Genomic DNA, 19,756 nt, shown 5'->3' with positions numbered 1-19,756 from the left:
CAGGCGAGGCCGCCTTCCGCCCCCCCCCCCCCCCCCCAACCCCCCCCCCCCCCCACCCCCCCCCCCCCCCCCCCCCCCCGTTCCGGTGTCCGGGCGCCCGTGCGTCCCGCTTCCCCGGCGTCAGCGCGACGGGCGGAGCGTGACCACGGCGGTGACCCCGCCGGTCCGGACCCGCACCTCGCGCGGGCCGGTCCCCTCCAGCAGGGCGGCGTCGTAGCGCTCCAGCACCGCGTCGCCGTCGACGGCGGCCGAACCGGTGAGGCAGACCAGCAGGACGGTCGCCCCCGGCGGGACGTCCACGGCGGCCGGTGCGGTCAGCACGCCCACGGCGGCGTCGATCCGGCCGCGACGGGTCATCACGTTGAAGTCGACCACCGGGCCGGCCGACAGCCGACAGTCCGTCACGGCGTCACCGGAGAAGGCGAAGGGGCGGAAGGGTTCGTCGACCAGGTGCTCGGCGCCGTCGACGGTGAGCGTCATGCCGGGGCCCTCGACCAGGGTGATCACCCGGTCGACGCCGGGGAACGGCGAGAACGGCCCGGCCGACGCGACGTCCGCGAGGCTGACCCGCCAGTCGAAGGCGTCCAGCCCGGCCCCGGCCGGGAAACCGGCGACCTCCCTGGTCACCCCGCCCCCGTTGAGCCACGCCATGGCCGGGCGCTCGTCCGCCCGCAGTACCTGGATCCGTCCGCTGCTCGTCATGGCCCGCATCCTGCCACCACGTCCGCGCGCGGCCGCGTCGGGAGCCGCCCGGGGCCGTCGGCGGTGGGGTCGGTCGGACCGGCCGTGCCGACGACCCGGGCGCTCCCGTCAGCGCCGACGGACGGCCAGCGGCAGGAGCGCCCCCGCCGTGGCCGCCACCGCGACGGTGGTCAGGGCCATCGGCAGCCCCGCCGCGTCGGCGAGGAAGCCGATCACCACCGGGCCGATCAGCATGCCGCCGTACCCGAGCGTCGAGGCGAACGCGACGCCCTGCGGGCCGCCCGCCGCACCGGCCCGGGCGATCGCGAGGGGGAAGAGGTTGGCGAGGCCGAGGCCGGCCAGGACGAACCCGCAGACGGCCAGCGGCACCACCGGGGCGAGGGCGGCGACCAGCATGCCGGCCGCCGCGGTCAGGCCGCCGAGCAGCATCAGCCGGGTCTGGCCGAGCCGGATGGACAGCCAGGTGCCGCCGACCCGTCCGCTGGTCATGGCGAAGGCGTACGCGGCGTACCCGGCGGCGGCCGTCCCGGGGCTGGCGTGGACGTCGTCGGTGAGGTGGAGGGTGGTCCAGTCGGCGATCGCGCCCTCGCCGTACGCGGTGCACAGCGCGGTGAGGCCGAGCAGCAGGACGAGCAGCCGCAGGTGCGGGGCGGTGCGGCCGGCCGTGGTGCGGGTGCCGTGGTCGCTCGTGGTGTCGCCGGTGGTGCCGCCGTCGCCCGTGCGGCCTGGCGCGACCAGCGGCGCGGCCGGGCTGCGCAGCAGGACGACGCCCGCGGCGGCGGTGACGGCGAGGCCGAGCAGACCGCCGAGCGCGAGCGCCCAGGTGGTGCTCAGCGCACCTGCGAGGAGCCCGCCGAGGCCCGCGCCGAGCAGACCGCCGAGGCTGTACCCGGCGTGGAAGCTCGGCATGACGGGCCGTCGCAGTTGCGCCACCAGGTCGACGGCGGCGCTGTTCATCGCGACGTTGGCGCCGCCGTACCCGGCGCCGAAGAGCAGCAGCACGCCGCCGAGCGCGGCGACCGAGTGGGCGTGTGCGGGCAGCGGGACGGCGAGGCTGAGCAGGGCGAGCGAGCCGACGGTCACCGGGCGCGAGCCGTACCGCAGGCACAGCCGCCCGACGAGCGGCATGGTGAGGACGGCGCCGATCGACAGGCAGAGCAGGGCCAGCCCGAGGGCGCTGTGCGAGGCGTTGACCTGGCTGCGGATGTCCGGGATGCGGACCACCCAGGCGGCGAAGAGGAAGCCGTCGACGGCGAAGAACGCGGTGAGCGCGAGCCGTGCCGAGCCCCAGGGGCTGTCCGTTCCGGGGGGTGTGCTGCGAGACTGGGGGGAGGTCTGGTCGGGTCGAGGACGCGGGCGGATTTTGTTTCGAAGCGGCACAAAGTCACAATAGGGGCGTGCAGCTCTCACCTTCAAGTCCGCGACCAGGTTCCGGAACCGACCTCGAAGCGCAGCGCGACGCCCACCGCCGCGCGGCCCCCGATCGCGGTCGGACGCTGCTCGGCCCCGCGCTCTCGCTCATCCACACCGGACAGACGCCCACCCGCTCGGCGCTCACCCGCGCACTGGACGTCACCCGGGCCACCGCCGGGGCCGTCACGGCCGAACTGGAGGCGCTCGGGCTGATCACCGTGGACTCGCGCCCGGCCGGCGGCGGACGCGGACGCCCCTCGCACCGGCTCGCGATCGACCCGCAAGGCCCGGTCGTGGTCGCCGGGCAGATCCACGCCGACGGGCTGAGCGTCACCCTGGCCGGCCTCGGCGGGCTGCTCGACCCGCCCGTCCACCTGCCGCTGCCCGCCGCCACCGACCCGGTCCGGATGCTGCGCGCCGTCGCCGAGGCGGGCGCCGAACTCGCCCGCGCGACCAGCCGGCGCTGCCTCGCCGCCGCGCTCGCCCTGCCCAACCCGGTCACCGAACCCGACGGCGCCGCGCTCGCCGCCCTGCACTTCGCCTGGCCCAGCGGCACCCCGGTCGCCGACCTGTACGACGTCGAGGTGGGCCGTGCCGACCACGGCCCCGGCGCCCGTCGGCCGCTGCCCACCGCCCTCGCCAACGACGCCAACCTCGCCGCGCTCGCCGAGTACCGGCACGGTGCCGGGCGCGGCGCCCGGCACCTGCTCCTCGTCACCTCCGGCCATCGCGGCGTCGGCGGCGCGCTGGTGATCGACGGCCACCTGCACACCGGCAGCGCCGGGCTGGCCCTGGAGGTCGGCCACCTCACCGTCGACCCGCAGGGCCGGCTCTGCCCGTGCGGCAACCGGGGCTGCCTGAACTCCGAGACCGACCCCGACGCCCTGTTCGCCGCCGCCGGGCTCACCCCCGAACCGGGGCGCCCGCTGCTCGACCAGGCGCGCGAGCTGTGCCGGGCGGCCGCCACCGACGAACGCGCGCGGGCCGCCGTGGAACACGTCATCGACCGGCTCGGGCTCGGACTCGCGGGCGTCGCCAACATCCTCAACCCGGACCGGGTGGTCCTCAGCGGGCTCCACCTCGACCTGCTGGAGGCCGCGCCCGAGCGGCTGCGCGCGGTGGTCGCCGAGCGCAGCCTGTGGGGGCGCAGCGGACGGGTGCCGATCGTCGGCGCGGAGCTGGCGCACGGTGCACTCGCGGGTGCGGCGGAGCTGGGCTGGGGGCCGTACCTGGCGGACCCGCAGTCGGTGACGGCGGGCTGATTCCGGGGCCGGGCGTCGGGCTGGGGGCGACAGGTCGGACCAGGGCGATAAGCGGAAGCTGGGACTGCGAAAACGGTCACTTATCGTGACTCTCCTACACTCGTAGTGAGCAGTGGGGGGTCGTAACGAGGGAGAGTGGCCATGAGCACCCAACCCGGCGGGACCCAGTCCGGCGGAGCGGGCGGCATCGAGCCGACCGCGGGCGTCGAGTCGACCGTCGACGTCGAGCCGACCGCGGGCGTCGAGTCGACCGTCGACGTCGAGCCGATTGCGGGCGTCGAGCCGACCGTCGACGTCGACCGGACCGACCCGCAGTACCGCGCCTGGCTCAAGGAGGCGGTGCGCAAGGTCCAGGCCGACGCCAACCGCTCCGCCGACACCCACCTGCTGCGCTTCCCGCTGCCGGGTGAGTGGGGGATCGACCTCTACCTCAAGGACGAGTCCACCCACCCGACCGGCTCGCTCAAGCACCGCCTGGCCCGCTCGCTCTTCCTCCACGGGCTCTGCAACGGCTGGATCCGCCCCGGCAAGCCGGTGATCGAGGCCTCCAGCGGCTCCACCGCCGTCTCGGAGGCGTACTTCGCGCAGCTCGTCGGGGTGCCGTTCATCGCGGTCATGGCCAAGAGCACCAGCCAGGCCAAGATCGACCTGATCGAGTTCCACGGCGGCGAGTGCCACCTGGTCGACCGCTCGGACGAGGTGTACGAGGCCTCCGCCCGGCTCGCCGAGAGCACCGGCGGGCACTACATGGACCAGTTCACCTACGCCGAGCGGGCCACCGACTGGCGCGGCAACAACAACATCGCCGAGTCGGTCTTCGCCCAGCTGCGCCTGGAGCCGCACCCCGAGCCGGCCTGGATCGTCGCCACCGCCGGGACGGGCGGCACCTCGGCGACCATCGCCCGGTACGTGCACTACATGCAGTACGACACCCGGATCTGCGTCGCCGACCCGGAGAACTCCTGTTTCTTCGACGGCTGGGTGCACCACGACCCGGACGCCGTCTGCGAGCGGGGCTCGCGGATCGAGGGCATCGGACGGCCCCGGATGGAGCCGAGCTTCGTCCCGGGGGCGATCGACCGGATGATGAAGGTGCCGGACGCCGCCTCCGTCGCCGCCGTGCGGGTGCTGGAGCAGGTGCTCGGGAAGAAGGCGGGAGCGTCCACCGGGACGGGGCTGTGGAGCGCGCTGAAGATCGTCGCCGAGATGCGGGCGGCGGGGCGGCGGGGCAGCGTGGTCGGTCTGATCTGCGACCCGGGCGACCGCTACCTGGACAAGTACTACTCGGACGACTGGCTGGCCGGCGAGCGGATCGACATCGCGCCGTACCGGGCCGTGTTGGAGTCCTTCCTCGCCGGTGGCGCCTGGACGGGCTGACGCCGAGGTCGTCGCCCGCCCGCCCGGCGCCGAGGTCGTCGCCCGCCCGACGCCACGGCGCCGAGTCGCCGGCGTCAGGGCAGCGGTGCGCCCGGCAGGTCGGCCGGGACGAGGAGTTGGAGCTCCTCCGTCGACGGGTCCGCGAGGTGGGCGACCCGCATCGCGTGCCGCTCGACCATGGTCTCGAAGACCTGCCGTGCGGTGCGCCCGTTGCCGAAGTTGGGGCCGCGCTCCAGCCGGGCGAAGTGGTCCAGCAGCACGCCCTCGGTCGCCTCCGCGAGCGCGTACTCGTGCTCGGCGCACTGGGCCCGGGCGATCTCCAGCAGCTCGTCCGCCGTGTAGTCGGGAAAGGTGATGGTGCGTGAGAAGCGGGACGAGACGCCGGGGTTGGCGGAGAGGAAGCGCTTCATCTCCAGGGTGTAGCCGGCCACGATGACGACCACTTCGTCCCGGTGGTCCTCCATCAGCTTGACCAGGGTGTCGATGGCCTCCCGCCCGAAGTCGCGCGCGCCGTCCTCGGGGGCGAGCGCGTACGCCTCGTCGATGAAGAGCACCCCGCCGCGCGCGCTGTCGAAGGCCGCGGCGGTGCGGATCGCGGTGGAGCCGACGTGCTCGCCGACCAGGTCGACCCGGGCCACCTCGACCAGGTGTCCGCGCTGGAGCACCCCGAGCGAGGCGAGGATCTCGCCGTAGAGCCGGGCGACGGTGGTCTTGCCGGTGCCGGGGGCGCCGGTGAACACCAGGTGCCGGCGCAGCGAGGGCGCCTTGAGCCCGGCCTGGCGGCGGCGCTTGCCGACGGAGATCAGGTCGATGAGCGTGCGCACCTCCTGCTTGACGGTGGCCAGCCCGACCAGTGCGTCCAGTTCGGCGAGCGCCTCGTCGGCGGGCCGGCAGTCCGGGATCGGGGCGATCGCCGAGGTGGCGGCAGCCGCAGCGGACGTCGCGACGGCGGTGCCGGCCATCCCGCCCACACCGGCCCTCCCGGCCAACGGGGCGGTGGCGGAGGCCAGTTGGGCGGTCCGCGGGCCCGGTACCTCGGCCGCGCCGGCCGCCGGTCCGACGTCGTCCGAGGTGCAGCCCTCGGCGACCGGCCCGGGCTCGGAGAACTCGAAGCCGGCCCGCTCGTTCTGTTCGGCCCGGCAGCGGGTCAGCTGGGTGCGGCAGCCGTCGATGATGTGGAAGCCGAAGCCCTTGCCGTGCGAGACCCGGCAGTCCTCGAAGGTGCCCCGCCCCTGCGCCGAGACGTACACGCCGGCGTCGGTGCTGGCCCGGACGGTGCAGTCGCGCAGCACCGGGTCGGCGCCCTTGGTGACGATCACCCCGGTGGCCACGTCGGAGATCTCGCAGCCGGTGAGCAGGCCGCCGCTGCCGTGGTCGCGGAACCACAGGCCGGTGCCGGCCTCCTGGACCCGGCAGCCGGTGAGGGTCACCGCCGCGCCGCCGCTGACCGAGACCGCCGAGCTGCGGATCCGGCTGAAGGAGCAGTCCGCGGCGATCGCGGCGGAGTCCCGGTCGAGGACGAACAGCGCGTCCGGCAGGTCGTACAGCGAGCAGTCGGTGAGGGTGAGCCGGGCACCGTCGCTGACCCACAGCGCCGGGTACTCGCCGGTGGAGCCGTGGATCTGGCAGGACTCGGCGACGGCCTCGGTGCCCTGGTCCCAGACCGAGAGCGCCCCGCGCCCGAAGTCCCGGACGGTGCTGTGGTCGAGGCTGAGCCGGGAGCGGCCGCGCAGGTCGGCGCCGTTCTCCGGCAGGTCGTGCACCCGGCAGCCGGTGAGGACGAGTTCGGCCTCGCCGTCCAGGGTCAGCCCGTTGCCGGTGACCCGGTGGATCTCGCAGTCGACGAGCCGCCCGCGGGCCTGCGACTCGGCCTGGACGCCGCTGCCGCGGATCTCGTAGATCTCGCAGCCGGTCAGTTCGGCGGCGCTGCCAGGGTCGGAGAGCAGGACGCCGGCGCCGGCGGCGTGGTGGACCCGGCAGCGGTCGAGGGCGGCGGTGGCGCCGCCGAGGACGGCGAGTCCGGCCTGCCCGGCGGCGGCGACCTCGCAGTCCTCCAGGGCGGCGGCGGTGCCGGGGCCGCGCAGGCGCAGCCCGAGTCCGGCCGGGTTGGCCACGACGCAGCCGCGCAGGGTGGGCCGGGCGCCGTCGGTGATCTCGATGCCGGTGGCGGAGCGGGTCTCGATCCGGCAGCCGCTGAGCGCGGGCGCGGTCTGCGGCCCGGTGATCAGGACGGCCGGGGTGGAGCTGTCGCCGCCTTCGACGACGAGGTCGCGGACGGTGGCGTCGGCGGTGACGGTCAGCGCCACTCCGGACGGCGGGTCGATCCGGACGGTGCCCGGGCCCTGGGCCGGGACGATCGTCACGGGCTTGTCCAGCAGCACGTTCTCCCGGAACGTCCCCGGCCGGACGGTCACGGTGTCGCCCGGTTCGGCGGCCGCGAGGGCCTCCGCGAGGGTGTCGTACTCGCCTGCGCGGCGGCGCCAGCGGGATGCGCTGTCCTGGGTGACCCGGACCCTGTGCTCTGCCATGACGGTCTGTCGTCCCCACCTTCGTCGAGCCGGCGTTCAACGGGCCGTACGCGCGGGCCGCCCGCCCACCGTAGCGCGCCTCCACGGGTGGTCCGGTCGGCCGCGGTCGCGCGGGCACCGGGGGCTCGCGCCTTCGCCACAGGTTCCGACCACATGTTCAACGAGCGCGCACACCCGTGGTTCCGAGCCGGGGCCGCGCCGCGGGGGCGGCCGGGGGAGCCGGTGAACCGGCGCGCCGCCGGTTCACCCCCGCGCGTCGGCGGGCCACTGCGCCCCGTCCTCCAGCACCTCGACCCGGTCGCCGACGCGCAGCGTGCCGAGCACGTCGCCGGTGGTGCCGGCCGGCCGCTCCGGGATCAGGTTCTGCCCGAACGCGGCCTTCTTCAGCAGCCGGTGGTGCCGGGCCAGGGTGCGCAGCGGTTCGGGGCCGCGCCGCTCGCCGCTCTCCTGGTCGGTGGTGGTGATGACGCAGCGGCCGCAGGGCTTGACCACCTTGAAGGTGAGGTCGCCGATCCGGATCCGGCGCCAGCCGTCCTCGGCCCACGGCTCGGCGCCGCCCACCACGGCGTTGGGGCGGAAGCGCTCCATCGGCAGCGGCTCGTGGCCGTCGGGGTGCTCGGCGGCGATCAGCTCGTTGAGCCGCTCCAGCGAGGCGGTGGTGGTGAGCAGCAGGGGGAAGCCGTCGGCCATCGAGACGGTGGTGCCGGGCTCGGCGTAGTCGGGGTCGGCCGGCCGGGCGCGCGGGTCGTCCAGGTGGACCAGGCGGTAGTCGCCGAGGTGTTCGACGATCCACCGGTGCACCTCCTTGGCGGCCTCGGCGGCGCGGAAGCGGGTGCCCCAGACCTCGACCTCGGCGAGCGGGTCGCCGGCCGCGACGGCGGGCGCGGGGACCTCGATCCGGGAGCCGCCGGGGGCGGTGAGGGAGAGCGCGCCGTCGGGCAGCAGGTCGGGCCGGATCTGGCCGAGGGCGGCGTTCTCGCGCTGGCTGACGAAGCGTCCGGTGGCGTCGGCGAGCATCCAGCGGCGGTCTCCGGCCAGGCCCCAGGGTTCGACGGCGGCGGTGTCCGGGCTCAGGCGGTACATGGACTTGACGGGGTAGACGTGGAGTCCGGTGAGCTGCATCCCCCCATCCTGCCAGCCGGTTCCCGGCGGTCCGCAGGAGCCCCGTACGCGCACGGACCGCCCGGGACGCCGTGGGGGGCGTTCCGGGCGGTCCGTGGATGACCCGTTTCTCCGTACGCCCGGCGCGGGGAGCGCGCCGGGTGGTGCTCAGGTGGTGCGGGTGCGGGCCGGGTGGGGTCCGGCCCTGGAGGTCAGTGGCTCAGTAGCCCTGGCCCTGCTGCTGGTAGCCGCCCTGCTGGCCCCCCGCGTTGTAGGCGTTGTTGCCGGGCTCGCCGTACGGGCCCGGGCGCTGCGGCTGCATCGGGCGGACCGGCGCCATGGCCGGGCGCAGCTGGGCGCCGCCGAAGCCCTGGTCGCCGCCCTGGCCCTGGAAGCCGGGGCCGGCCGGACCGGGGCCGCCGAAGCTCTGCGGACCGGCCTGCGGCTGGCCGCCCGGCTGCCCGGGGCCGAACGCGCCCGGACCGCCGATCGGCTGCGCGCCGAAGGACTGCTGGCCGCCCTGGCCGCCGATGAAGGTGTTCTGGCCGCCGAAGCTCTGGCCGCCGGTCGGCTGGTAGCCGCCGCTGGCGGTCTGCGCGAAGGCCGGTGCGGCGGGCTGCGGCCGCTGGTACTGCTGGGGGGCGCCGTAGCCGGGGACGGGCGGCTGGGGCGCGGAGGCGTACGCCGGCGCCGGCTGCGCGGGGATGTACGCCGTGGCGGGACCGGCGGAGGGGCCGCTGCTCGGGCCGGGGCCCAGGGCGAGGCGGGCGGGCGGCAGCGCGGGGAGGTTGCTGCCGGCGCTCTCGTACCCGTTGCCGTACCGGTTCTCGTAGGACGGGCCGGCGCTGGCCCCGTAACCGGACGACATGGCCGGCGGCAGGGCCGCCGGCACGTTGATGGGTGCGATCTGGGGGACGCCGCGCTCAGCCACGAGGCTGTCGTAGATCGGCGTGCCGGAGGAGAAGGACGGAGAGGGGTAGCCGACTCCGTCGTAGGAGCGGGGCGAGGTCATGGGGCATACGGTAAGCCCACAACGCGCCTGCTGAGGAGAGCGGGAGGGGGAGCAGTTCGACTGTTTACACAGTCTTCGCTCGCACAAAGGTTTCGAAAGTAGGAAGAACGGACATACCGGCGTTCAGTTCCGGACAACCTTGGCGTGCCGTCAGTGATCGAACAGTACCCGGACGGCGGCGCGGCGAACCCTTGCGGTGACCGGGCGGTGGACGGTTCGGGGCCCGCCGGAGAAACTTTTGCGGACAGGGCGTGCGCCGGCGCATTCGAGCCCCCGCCGACGGTCCGACGAGGGCTCGTGAATGTTTCGGGAATAAAGTCCCCGTCAGCGGCCTCGGGCCCGTGGTCAGCTCGCCTGCAACGCCTGCGCCTGCGCCGGGAGACCCGGCCGGCCCGAGACCTCCGAGGTGCAGAAGGAGCAGCGGGTCGCCGCGGCCGGAATCGGGCTCAGGCACTCCGGGCAGTCGACCTTCACGACCGGCGCCGGCTTGGCCGACTCGAAGCGCGCCTGCAGCTTGCCGACCGGCAGCACCACGGCGAAGTAGATCACCGCGGCGACCAGCACGAACCCGATCAGCGCGTTGACGAAGACCCCGTACGGGAACCGGGCGCCGGCCACCTCGAAGGTCTTCTGGGTGAAGTCGCCGACGGCGCCGGTGGCGACCCCGATGAGCGGGGTGAGGAAGGCGGTGACGAACCCGGTGACCACGGCGGTGAAGGCCGCGCCGATCACGATGCCGACTGCGAGGTCCACCACGTTGCCGCGCAGCAGGAAGCTGCGGAATCCCTTGAACACCGGGTGACTCCAAATCCGTACGGGGAAGGGGGAGATGAGGCAGCGTGACGGGCGCCCCGGCCGGACATCCTGCCGACCGGGCCGGGCCGAGGTCCAACCGCGTTCACCCGATCCGCGTAACGGGCCGCAGGACTCGCCGGCCGGTTCCGGGCGGAGCCCGGGCGCTCCGCGTACGGGTCGATCCGGCCGCCGCCGGGCCGGAGGGGTCAGAGCGGCCGCACCCGCAGCGCGCGCTCGTAGAACTCGACCATGTGCGCGGACACCTGGGACAGCGTGAACGAGGCCAGGAACCGCGCCCGCGCGGCCTTCGCCCGCACCCGCGCCGCCGCCCGGTCGTCCAGCGTGTCGACGACCGCCGCCGCCAGTTCGGCCGGCCGCTCCGGTGCCACCAGCCGGGCGTAGTCCTCCGAGCCGACCGTCTCGCGCAACGCCGGCACGTCCGCGCAGACCAGCGGCACCCCGACGCCCATCGCCTCGATCGCCGTGCCGCCCTGGCCCGCCCAGCGGGACGGCACGGCGAGCACGTCGGCAGCGGCCATCAGATCGGCCACGTCCTCGCGCGGCCCGAGCAGGCGGACGCTCCCGGCGGACTCGGCGAGCGCCCGCAGCCGTGCGCTCTCCGGGCCCGCCGCGCCGGCGAGCAGCAGGACGGCCCCCGGCTGCGCGCGCCGGACCGCCGGCCAGGCCGCCAACAGCACGTCCAGGCCCTTCCGGTGGTGCTGGCCGGCGGCGGCCAGCACCACCGGCACGTCCTGCGCCAGCTCCAGGGCACCGCGCACGGCGGCCCGCCGCTCCGGGGTGGCCGTGCCCAGCAGCTCCGGGTCGAGCCCGCGCGGCACCACGTCGATCCGCCGCCGGGGGATGCGCAGCCGCCGCGCCATCGTGCCGGCCACGTGCCGGGTGAGCGCGTGGAAGCGGCGGGCGCCCTGGGCGGTGGCCGCGTCCAGGGCCTGCGCGGTGCGCATCCGCCAGGGGCTCGCCCCGTGCGCCGCCGACTGCTCCGGTCCGTACGCGGGGTCGAGCAGGCTGGAAACCACCGGGGTGCGGGCGGCCAGGGCGGCGGCCCGGCCGAGCACGTCCGAGGCGTGGCGGGCGGTGTGGACGAGATCGGGCCGGCGTTCGCGGATCAGCCGGCGCAGCGCGGCGGCGGTGGCGGCCCCGGTCGGTCGGCCGACGCCGAACACGGCGGCGCCCGCCGCGGTCAGCTCCGGCTGCCAGCCGCCGGGGGAGTCGTAGAGGTAGGCGACGTCCAACGTGACTCCGGCGCGCACCAGTTGGGGAGCCATCGAGACCAGGGCGCGCTCCGCCCCGCCGGCCCGGTTCACACTGTCGACCACCAGAAGCACCTGCACCGGCCACCCCCGCCCGCTGCGGGCGCGTCCGTTCTCCCGTGCCGGACGCCCCCTGACTGGTGATCAGCATCGCAGGTGGCCGTCAGGCCCGCCAGCCGTACGGCGGCCGGGGTCGGACGCCGGGGTGCGGCGGGGCGAGGCGGGGCGAGGCAGGGCGAGAGGGGGCGGAACAGGGCGCACGACGGGAGCAACCGGCGCACGGCCGCAGTCGAGCAGCGCACATCAGGTGTATTCACGCGGGCGCACGGGCCACCACCAGGTTGCGCGAAGGGGCTGTACGGCGCGGGGCGCTGTGCCAAGGTCGGTCCATGCCCGACCATACGTCGGCCGACCCGGCCGGAACCCGTCCCCGCGTCCTGCACCTGATCAGTGATCCACGCCGCGGCGGCGCCCAGAACTTCGCCCGTGACCTCCACCGGGAACTGCGCCGCCGGGGCCAGGCCTCCGCGCTGTGCGCCCTCGCCCCGCACCCGGCCGCCGGGCCCGCCCTCCCCGGGCCCCGCGCCGCGGACCGCACCGGAGTTCGCGCCGGCGCCGGTCCGGGCGCCCGCCCCGACGGGCTCGACCGGCAGCCCGACCCGCACCCCGGCGCCTGCGCCGACGAGGAGGACTTACGCGCCGCCGTCCTCGGCTCCGGCCGTCTGCGCCCCGGCACCCTGCGGGCGCTGCGCGCGGCCGCCCGCGGCGCCGACGTGGTCCTCGCCCACGGCTCCGACACCCTGGCGGCCTGCGCCCTCGCCCTGGCCGGCACCCGCACCCCCTTCGTCTACGTCTCCGTCGGCCACCCCCGCTACTGGACGGCGAACCGGCTGCGCCGGGTGCGCGGCGGCGCGCTGATGCACCGCGCGGCAGCCGTCACCACGCTCACCGACGAGGCCCGCGCCGTCCTGGAGGGGCAGTTCCGGCTGCCCGACGGCAAGGTCCACGTGATCTCCAACTCCCGGGCCGCCGAGAGCTATCCGCCCGCCGACGGCCGGGCCGACCGGCGCGCCGCCCGGCACGCGCTCGGCCTGCCCGCCGACGTCCTGCTGGTCGCCTGGATCGGCGCGATCTCCCCGGAGAAGCGGCTCGACCTCGCCCTCGACGTCCTGGACCGGCTGCCGGACGTCCGGCTGGCCATCGCCGGGGACGGCCCGCTGCGCGAGACGCTGGCCCGCCACCCGGCCGCCGCCCGCGCTCACTTTCTCGGCGCCCTGCCCGACCCGGCGCCGCTCTACCGGGCCGCCGACGCGCTGCTGCTCACCAGCGACAGCGAGGGCGTGCCCGGCGCGCTGATCGAGGCCGCGCTGGCCGGCGTGCCCGCCGTCGCCACCGACGTCGGGTGGGTGCGCGAGGTGGTCCGGGACGGTGCCACCGGCGCGCTCGTCGCCCCCGGGGACCCGCTCGCCCTCGCCGAGGCGCTGGCCAAGGTGCTGGCGTGCAACCGTGCGGGCCTCGGCGCGGCCGCCCGGGCGCACGCGTTGGAGCACTTCGAGCTCGGCGCCGTGGTGGACGCCTGGCAGGGGCTGGTCGCCGAGGTGTGGGCGGGGGGTGGCCCGGGGGTGCGCACCGGTCCGTGACAGACCCGCGGCGGCGGGCCGGGCCGGGCGTCGAGTCGCGCGCCGGGCCGGGCGCCGGGCTGGGCGTCGGGCTGGGCCGATCGGGCGAATCCGGGCCAGCGCGCCCGGCCGAACTCGACGGTAACGAACCGCCGCCAGCACACTGCCCGGTGTGAACTCGAAGTCGCTGCTGCGGTCCACCGTCCTGTTCGCCATCGCCGCCGGGATCGCCGTATCCCCCCTCCAGGCCGGCGCGGTGAGTCACCAACCCCCCTCCGAGGGATCCCAGTTCGTCAAGCTCGACCATCCGCAGCCGGTGCGCGAGAGCGTCCGCACGGAGGCGGCCGAGTTCTTCTGGTACGACTGCGTCCACTCCCAGCAGCTCGAACAGCCCTTGCAGGCCTGGGCCGAGAAGCACCGCGCGGACGTCGCCCTGCGGCGCGTCCCGGCGATCTGGCCGGGCAGCCCGGACGAGGGCGCCCAGCGCGGCCACGCGCGCCTGTACTACACGCTCGAGCGCCTGGGCCTGGTCGAGCGCCTGCAGAGCAGCGTCTTCCGCTCGGTGCACACCGACCAGACCGACCTCACCACCGAGGCCACCGCCACCGACTGGGCGGTGCGCCACGGCGTGGACGCGCAGCTCTTCCGCCGGACGTACCGCTCCGACGAGGTGGCGCGGTCGGTCGACGAGGCCGCCGTCGAGTTCGTCCGCTACGGCGTCAACGAGCTGCCGACGGTGGTCGTCCAGGGCGAGTACCGGACTTCGCCGAGCAAGGCCGGCGGCGTCGAGGCGATGCCCGAGGTGCTGGACTACCTGGTCCAGCAGGAGCAGTTGCGCGGGCACTGAGCCCGCCGCGGGCCGGGACCGAACAGCCCTCCGGCGGCCCGCTCCGCCGGGCGGTCAGTCCCGGCGCAGCAGGTACGTCACGAAGCCGAGCGTCCCCCGGTAGCCGTGCAGCCACTCCCGCCGGTGCCGGTCCGCGGCCTCCCGGGCGGCCGCCGCGTCGGGGTCGTCCGGGTGCTCCAGCGCCCACTCGGCCAGCGTGCCCGTCCACGCGAACTCGTAGTCGTCCCACTCCTGCCGGCTGCTCACGTACCCGGACACCGGTGTCCAGCCGTCCGCCAGCACCCGGTCGGTGGTGGTCGCCAGGTCCGCGTAGTCGTCCTGGGCCGCGCCCAGCCCGTCCAGGGCCGCCCGGGACGGCTCCCGCTCCCAGAAGCCCTCGCCGACCAGCACCCGCCCGCCCGGGGCCAGGTGCTCGCGGGCCGCCGCCAGCGTCGGCAGCAGCCCGCCGAAGGCGTGGGTGGCACCCACGCACAGCACCAGGTCGAAGGGCTCGACCGAGCTGAACTGCCGTGCGTCCACGTGGTGCAGGCCGATCCGGCGCACCACGCCGAGCGCGGTCGCCGCCTCCCTGGCCCGGGTCAGCGCCGCCGCGTCCAGATCCACCCCCACCGCCCGCCAGCGCGGACGCGCCGCCAGCGCCCGGACCAGCCACGCCCCCTCGCCGCAGCCGAGGTCCAGCGCCCGGCCGTCCGCCGCTCCGGCGGTCGCGCGCTCCAGCAGCAGGGCCACCGACTCGTCCGTCAGCGGCGCCGCGATCGGGTGGTGGGCATGGGCGAGACGGGAGATCCTCTGACGGTCCATCCGAGCAGTATGGAGCCGACCGGACTGCCGCGCCCGCGAATTCGGGCCCCGGCACGCTCAGGCCCGTGAGTACGTCCGGCCCTTCCACGCCGCGCCCCGGCCCCGCCAGTGCTGCACCGCCGAGTCCACCGTCATCAGCAGGTACAGCCCCGCCGTGAAGGGCAGCAGCAGCACGGCCGGCGCCGGCTGCCGGTAGTACCGCACCATCGGCAGGTAGGTGCCCGCCATCAGCGCCCAGGCCGCCCCGCCCGCCACCGCCACCGCCGGCGCCCCCGCGACCAGCCCGGCCGCCGCGGCCACCGGCGGCACCAGGTACACCAGCCCCAGCCCCAGCACCGTCCCGAGCAGCAGCAGCGGCGAATGCCGCAACTGGGCGTACGCGCTGCGCGACACCATCCGCCACAACTGCTCCAGCCGCGGGTACGGCCGGACGCTGTCCACCGCCCCGGCCAGCCCCAGCCAGGTCCGCCCGCCCGAGGACTTCACCGCCCGCGCCAGCGACACGTCGTCGATCACCGCGCCCCGGATCGCGGCCACCCCGCCGGCCCGCTCCAGCGCCTCCCGCCGCACCAGCGAGCAGCCGCCCGCCGCGGCCGCCGTCCGCCCACCGGGCCGGTTGCTCCGGCGGAACGGGTACAGCTGCGCGAAGAAGTAGACGAAGGCCGGCACGATCAGCCGCTCCCAGCCGGTCTCCACCCGCAGCCGGGCCATCTGCGACACCAGGTCCAGCCCGTTGCTCTCCGCCGCGGCCACCAGCTCCGCCAGCGAGTCCGGCCCGTGCGCGATGTCCGCGTCCGTCAGCAGCAGGTACTCGACGTCCGGACCGGCCAGCTCCACCCCGTGCCGCAGCGCCCACAACTTGCCCGTCCACCCCGGGGGCAGCGGGGGAGGAGTCGTGACGGTCAGCTCCAGCCCGTCCATCGTCCGCAGCTCCGCCGCCACCGCGCCCGTGCCGTCCGAACTGTGGTCGTCCACCAGGATCACCCGCGCCCGCCCCGGGTACTTCTGCGCCAGCAGCGTCGGCAGGCTCACCGGCAGCACCTGCGCCTCGTCCCGGGCCGGCACCACCACCACCGCCCGCGGCCAGCGTACCGGCGGACGGCGCGGCGGAAGCCGCACGTCGGTGCGCCAGAACAGCCCGTGGCAGCACGCCAACCAGAGCCAGACCAGCAGGGAGAACGCGGCGATCCACAACAGGACGGTCACTCCCGCAGTTTGCCGCAGAACCGGCCGGATCGGGCGGATCGACTAAAGTCTTGCCCCGTGAAGATCGCACTGATGGACTCCGGAATCGGCCTGCTGGCCGCCGCCGCCGCCCTTCGGAAGCTGCGCCCGGACGTCGATCTGGTGCTCTCCTCCGACCCGGCCTCGATGCCCTGGGGGCCGCGCACCCCCGAGGAGGTCACCGACCTCGCCCGAGGCTGCTCGCTCGCCGCCGCGGAGCTCGAACCGGACGCGCTGGTCATCGCCTGCAACACCGCCTCCGTGCACGCGCTCGCCACCCTCCGGGCCGAACTCGAACCCGGGCTGCCCGTCGTCGGCACCGTCCCGGCGATCAAGCCCGCCGCCGCCCTCGGCGGCTCCGTCGCCATCTGGGCCACCCCGGCCACCACCGGCAGCGCCTACCAGCGCGGCCTGATCCGCGACTTCGGCGGCACCGCGGACGTGACCGAGGTCGCCTGCCCCGGCCTCGCCGACGCCATCGAACACGGCGACGACGCCGGCATCACCGACGCCATCGCCGACGCCGCCGCCCGCACCCCCGCCGGCACCGCGGCGATCGTCCTCGGCTGCACGCACTACGAACTGGTCGACGACCGCATCCGTGCCGCCGTCGCCCCCACCGCCTCCCCGGCGCTCACCCTGCACGGCTCCGCCGAAGCCGTCGCCGCCCAGGCCCTGCGCCGCGTCACCGACCCCACCCGTACCGGCGCCGGTACCATCACCGTGCTCCACGCCGGCGCCCCCGCCGCCCTCCCCCCGGCCGCACTCCTCTACCCCCAAGGGCGCACCCTCGCCGCCCTGATGCGCAGCACGCTGCCGGCGTGACCGCCACCCTCACCGCCGACGGGCCAAGTTTCGCCCGCCGGCGGTCCGCCCTTCAGCCCGAGCGGAAGGCCACCGCAGCTGATCCCCATCCGGGGCAGCCGCGGGCAGGTTCTCTGTCAGGAGTTGAGGGGCAAATCTTTGCCCTCCAACTTCCGGGGGTTGGTCGAGGAGCCCCGTGGTGGCCGGCTGCCCCTGGATCGCCGCCCCGGCTGCGGCGGCTGATGCGGGAGGTCGGCCTGACCGACGTTCTGTGCCCGTGGGGCAAGAGTTTGCCCCACGGGCGGGTGGTTGGCCGCTGAGGCGGGGCCAAATTTCGCCCCCCAGGCGTACCGTGCCGATCGCCGGCGGGGCTCATTTTTGCCCCCGAATGTCTTTGAGTGCCCCTGCGTCCCCCTTGCGTGCCCCGGCCGGTCAGGCGACGGCTTGGCGGCGCCAGCGGCGGTAGGCGGGTTCGAGGCCGGAGAGGATGGTGTCGAAGCGGCGGGTGCTGGTGGTGGAGTCGACCTGGAGGCGGCTGATCTGGAGCGGGTGGGAGGGGATGCGGGGGCCGAGCCGGTGGTCGGAGAGGAAGCCGAGGCGGTAGCCGAGTTCCTGGAGGACGGTTTCGGCACGCGGGTCGTGCCCGCCGTCCGGGTAGGCGAAGGCGGTGGGGGGTTCGCCGAGCCAGCGGGTGAGGGCTTCGTGGGCGCCGGTGATCTCGGCGCGGACGGTGGCGTCGTCGCAGCGGCCGAGGCAGGGGTGCCCCTGGGTGTGGTTGCCGATGGCGACGCCGCCGTCGCGCAGGGCGAGCAGGTCGGCGGGGGTGAGCTGCTCCTGGCGGGGTGGGCGGCGGTCGGCGCTGACCCGGAGCTCGTGCAGGCTGCGCCGCCGGTCGGGGTCGGGCATGGCCTTGAGCCGGGGGAGCAACTGGGAGGGGTGCCCGCAGTCGAGCGAGCGGGCACGGCCGCCGTGCCGGGCGAGGAAGTCGGCCTCGTGCCACCAGAAGGGGCGTTCGGTGCCGATGAGCTCGGAGATGACGAAGGCGGTGGCGGGGATGCCGCGGGCGTCGAGGGCGGGCAGGGCGTGGGTGAGGACGCTGCGGTCGGCGTCGTCGAAGGTGACCAGGACGCTGCGGGGCGGCAGTGGCCGCTGTTCGGTGGCGGCTTGGAGGACGGCGGTGAGCGAGACCGGGGTGGCGAGTCTTCGGAGCCGGTCGAGCTGGGCGCCGAAGGACCGGTGGTCGGTGACGCCGTGGTAGGCGAGGACGGCGAGGCGTTGTGCGGCGCGGGCGCGGAACAGGGGTTGGACGGGGGCGAACCGCAGCCATTCGCCCCGCGCGTCTGCCCGGCCCCGGTCGGCGGTCGGGTGGCGGCGGGTGGCCGTCGGCAGCGGGCGCACGAACGGGACGGGCCTGGTGGGGGCCATGGAGATCGACGTGGTGGACTGGGACTGCGGCACGGTTCCCCCTCGGTCGCCGAGCGGCGTGGCGGTACCGCCGGAGGACGGAGCCCGGCCTCCGACCCCAGGAGGAGGCGGCTCCGCCTCCTGGGTATTCCGGTCCGCGGTGGGGGCTCGCACCCTTCCCGCGAACGGCTCCTGGATCGCTCAATGCCATTGAGACCGCTGCACCGAGCGGATGGTTGTACCGGGGGGACGAGGATTTTTCGTGGACTGATGTGGACTGATTGTGGAGCCGGAATGCACGACCGGGGCCGGGCCGCGGGGGGCTCGGGCGAGGTCGGCGGGCCGGTCGCACCGGGTGGTCGAACGTTCACTCCCCGCGGGCTGCCTCCGGCGTTCGCCGGGGGTACCTTGGGCTCATGGCAGATGCGGACCGTGATCCCTTCCACCTGCACGGCGCGACCAGGATGGCCCGTGCGTGGAGTGGTGGCGCCCTGGTCACCCACCAGCTTCCGCTGGCGATGGTGGGTTTGGCCTGCCTCGCGCTGGGCATTGTGGTGGCGGTGATCGTTCCGGACAGTGACGGTCCGGCCTGGGCGATGGCGGTGGCGGGCTGTCTGGCCGCGGGAGTGCTGCTGCTCGGCCGGATCGCGTTCGGGCTGCTGCGGTACCGGCGCCGCGCTGCGCTCTGACCGCCTCGGCGGCCGGCCGGCCTTCGGTGGACGGTTGTACTTCGATTGCCCTCGGCATTCCAAGCGGCAGATCGAGCAGCAGATCGAGCAATATTGGTCAGATCGACCGAATTTCGGCCTGTCGGACAATCCTCTGCCCACTTCTTTCACCATTCCCGGGCGACTGCTTCCGAGGCGCCCCTACTGTGAATGCGTTCTTGCGGCTCGACGGTGCCGTGGAGGGGAAGAGATGGGCGGCAGCGCCACGTCCGATCCGGGCGGAGAGCCGGGCGGAGGACCCGGCGGGAAGCCGGACGGCGCACCGCGCACCACCGTGTCCGCCGGATGAGGCGCGGCGGGGACCTCGCCCTCGCCGCCCTGGCGGGGATCGTCGCGCTCCCGTTGGCCCTGGTGATCGCCGCCCTGCTGCGCTGCACGGCGCGCGGCCCGGTGCTCCTGCGGCTGTCCCGGGCCGGACGGCACGGCCGGGAGTTCCAGGTCCTCCGCTTCCGGACCAGCCGGGGAGGGCGGCTCGGCGCCCTGCTCCGCCGGACCGGCCTGGACGAGTTGCCCCGGCTGTGGAACGTCGCCCGCGGCGAGATGGGGGTGATCGGCCCCCGGCCCGTCCGCCCCGACCAGGCGGTCCGCTACTCCCGCCGCGAGCGCGGCCGGCTCGACGTCCGGCCCGGACTGACCGGCTGGGCCCAACTCCAGGCCCGCCACCCGCTCGCCCGGCCGGACTGGGCCGAACTCGACCTCTGGTACGTGGAGCACCGCTCGCTCCGGCTCGACCTGCGGATCCTCGGGCTGACCGTGCTGGCCCTGCTGCGCCCGGAGGGCGGTCTCGCGCGATGAGCCTGCGCGCCGCGGGCCGCCCGTCGGTGGCGTCGGCCCGGGGCCCCGCCGGACAGGGCCTAGGCTGCGGCGC

At 75.6% G+C, this 19,756-nt stretch carries 17 protein-coding genes; 7 read left to right on the top strand and 10 right to left on the bottom strand.

Features of this window, described 5'->3' with window-relative positions; genetic code table 11:
* Positions 1-120: 120 nt before the first annotated feature.
* Complete coding sequence (locus AC07AL_RS26500; RefSeq protein ID WP_363586883.1) at positions 121-702, bottom strand: HutD/Ves family protein; 582 nt, start codon at positions 700-702, stop codon at positions 121-123.
* Positions 703-810: 108 nt separating this feature from the next.
* A complete protein-coding gene (locus AC07AL_RS26495) occupies positions 811-2,082 on the bottom strand; it encodes an MFS transporter (RefSeq protein ID WP_478318410.1) in 1,272 nt (423 codons plus the stop codon).
* Between the two features lie 17 nt (positions 2,083-2,099).
* Here AC07AL_RS26495 and AC07AL_RS26490 point away from each other — a divergent pair, with 17 nt between their 5' ends.
* Both AC07AL_RS26490 and AC07AL_RS26485 read left to right on the top strand, forming a co-directional pair.
* On the top strand, positions 2,100-3,377 hold the full coding sequence (locus tag AC07AL_RS26490; RefSeq protein ID WP_371521142.1) for an ROK family protein: 1,278 nt from the start codon (positions 2,100-2,102) through the stop codon (positions 3,375-3,377).
* Between the two features lie 141 nt (positions 3,378-3,518).
* Positions 3,519-4,754, top strand: coding sequence for a PLP-dependent cysteine synthase family protein (locus tag AC07AL_RS26485; protein ID WP_478318408.1), 1,236 nt, complete (start codon positions 3,519-3,521; stop codon positions 4,752-4,754).
* A 74-nt stretch (positions 4,755-4,828) separates the two neighbouring features.
* Here AC07AL_RS26485 and AC07AL_RS26480 read toward each other — a convergent pair whose 3' ends face one another.
* The 5 genes from AC07AL_RS26480 to AC07AL_RS26460 form a co-directional block, all read right to left on the bottom strand.
* The gene (locus AC07AL_RS26480) at positions 4,829-7,282 is read right to left on the bottom strand and encodes a right-handed parallel beta-helix repeat-containing protein (protein WP_363631551.1); all 2,454 of its coding nucleotides are present in this window, start codon (positions 7,280-7,282) and stop codon (positions 4,829-4,831) included.
* Between the two features lie 243 nt (positions 7,283-7,525).
* A complete protein-coding gene (locus tag AC07AL_RS26475; RefSeq protein WP_363631550.1) occupies positions 7,526-8,404 on the bottom strand; it encodes an MOSC domain-containing protein in 879 nt (292 codons plus the stop codon).
* Between the two features lie 199 nt (positions 8,405-8,603).
* Positions 8,604-9,395 (bottom strand): DUF6643 family protein, encoded by a 792-nt coding sequence (locus AC07AL_RS26470; RefSeq protein ID WP_400335348.1) that lies wholly within the window; start codon positions 9,393-9,395, stop codon positions 8,604-8,606.
* A 345-nt stretch (positions 9,396-9,740) separates the two neighbouring features.
* On the bottom strand, positions 9,741-10,190 hold the full coding sequence (gene mscL / locus AC07AL_RS26465) for a large conductance mechanosensitive channel protein MscL (protein ID WP_363586878.1): 450 nt from the start codon (positions 10,188-10,190) through the stop codon (positions 9,741-9,743).
* Between the two features lie 206 nt (positions 10,191-10,396).
* A complete protein-coding gene (locus AC07AL_RS26460; RefSeq protein ID WP_363586877.1) occupies positions 10,397-11,527 on the bottom strand; it encodes a glycosyltransferase family 4 protein in 1,131 nt (376 codons plus the stop codon).
* Between the two features lie 323 nt (positions 11,528-11,850).
* On the opposite strand from AC07AL_RS26460, the gene AC07AL_RS26455 reads away from it, so the two are divergent.
* Together AC07AL_RS26455 and AC07AL_RS26450 are read left to right on the top strand one after the other, a co-directional pair.
* Positions 11,851-13,101 (top strand): glycosyltransferase family 4 protein, encoded by a 1,251-nt coding sequence (locus AC07AL_RS26455; protein WP_363586876.1) that lies wholly within the window; start codon positions 11,851-11,853, stop codon positions 13,099-13,101.
* A gap of 151 nt (positions 13,102-13,252) precedes the next feature.
* Positions 13,253-13,927 (top strand): thiol:disulfide interchange protein DsbA/DsbL, encoded by a 675-nt coding sequence (locus AC07AL_RS26450; RefSeq protein ID WP_363586875.1) that lies wholly within the window; start codon positions 13,253-13,255, stop codon positions 13,925-13,927.
* A gap of 54 nt (positions 13,928-13,981) precedes the next feature.
* Here the strand turns inward: AC07AL_RS26450 and AC07AL_RS26445 are convergent, their stop codons facing one another.
* Entirely contained in the window at positions 13,982-14,728 is a 747-nt protein-coding gene (locus AC07AL_RS26445; RefSeq protein WP_363586874.1) for an SAM-dependent methyltransferase, read from the bottom strand.
* A gap of 57 nt (positions 14,729-14,785) precedes the next feature.
* Positions 14,786-15,934 carry a glycosyltransferase gene (locus AC07AL_RS26440; RefSeq protein ID WP_363586873.1) on the bottom strand — a complete coding sequence of 383 codons (1,149 nt, stop codon included), beginning with the start codon at positions 15,932-15,934 and terminating at the stop codon, positions 14,786-14,788.
* Between the two features lie 57 nt (positions 15,935-15,991).
* Between AC07AL_RS26440 and AC07AL_RS26435 the strand changes: the two genes are divergently transcribed.
* Positions 15,992-16,777: a glutamate racemase gene (locus AC07AL_RS26435; RefSeq protein ID WP_400811650.1), complete on the top strand. Its 786-nt coding sequence runs from the start codon at positions 15,992-15,994 to the stop codon at positions 16,775-16,777.
* A 411-nt stretch (positions 16,778-17,188) separates the two neighbouring features.
* Here the strand turns inward: AC07AL_RS26435 and AC07AL_RS26430 are convergent, their stop codons facing one another.
* Complete coding sequence (locus AC07AL_RS26430; RefSeq protein ID WP_363586871.1) at positions 17,189-18,214, bottom strand: polysaccharide deacetylase family protein; 1,026 nt, start codon at positions 18,212-18,214, stop codon at positions 17,189-17,191.
* 362 nt (positions 18,215-18,576) lie between these two features.
* Here AC07AL_RS26430 and AC07AL_RS26425 point away from each other — a divergent pair, with 362 nt between their 5' ends.
* Entirely contained in the window at positions 18,577-18,849 is a 273-nt protein-coding gene (locus AC07AL_RS26425; RefSeq protein ID WP_350884215.1) for a hypothetical protein, read from the top strand.
* A 324-nt stretch (positions 18,850-19,173) separates the two neighbouring features.
* Positions 19,174-19,683 carry a sugar transferase gene (locus AC07AL_RS26420; RefSeq protein ID WP_363631548.1) on the top strand — a complete coding sequence of 170 codons (510 nt, stop codon included), beginning with the start codon at positions 19,174-19,176 and terminating at the stop codon, positions 19,681-19,683.
* Positions 19,684-19,756: the final 73 nt, after the last annotated feature.

Source organism: Kitasatospora sp. NPDC043949 (assembly GCF_056435365.1).
The sequence above is the reverse complement of the archived record's forward strand: the minus strand, read 5'-3'. Positions and strand labels throughout refer to the sequence as shown.

What these genes read in the sequence shown, in the direction of transcription:
- AC07AL_RS26500 (WP_363586883.1), bottom strand. Translation starts at nt 702, where the DNA reads ATGACGAGCAGCGGACGGATCCAGGTACTGCGGGCGGACGAGCGCCCG.
- AC07AL_RS26485 (WP_478318408.1), top strand. Translation starts at nt 3,519, where the DNA reads ATGAGCACCCAACCCGGCGGGACCCAGTCCGGCGGAGCGGGCGGCATC.
- AC07AL_RS26480 (WP_363631551.1), bottom strand. Translation starts at nt 7,282, where the DNA reads ATGGCAGAGCACAGGGTCCGGGTCACCCAGGACAGCGCATCCCGCTGG.
- AC07AL_RS26475 (WP_363631550.1), bottom strand. Translation starts at nt 8,404, where the DNA reads ATGCAGCTCACCGGACTCCACGTCTACCCCGTCAAGTCCATGTACCGC.
- AC07AL_RS26470 (WP_400335348.1), bottom strand. Translation starts at nt 9,395, where the DNA reads ATGACCTCGCCCCGCTCCTACGACGGAGTCGGCTACCCCTCTCCGTCC.
- AC07AL_RS26455 (WP_363586876.1), top strand. Translation starts at nt 11,851, where the DNA reads ATGCCCGACCATACGTCGGCCGACCCGGCCGGAACCCGTCCCCGCGTC.
- AC07AL_RS26445 (WP_363586874.1), bottom strand. Translation starts at nt 14,728, where the DNA reads ATGGACCGTCAGAGGATCTCCCGTCTCGCCCATGCCCACCACCCGATC.
- AC07AL_RS26425 (WP_350884215.1), top strand. Translation starts at nt 18,577, where the DNA reads ATGGCAGATGCGGACCGTGATCCCTTCCACCTGCACGGCGCGACCAGG.
- AC07AL_RS26420 (WP_363631548.1), top strand. Translation starts at nt 19,174, where the DNA reads ATGAGGCGCGGCGGGGACCTCGCCCTCGCCGCCCTGGCGGGGATCGTC.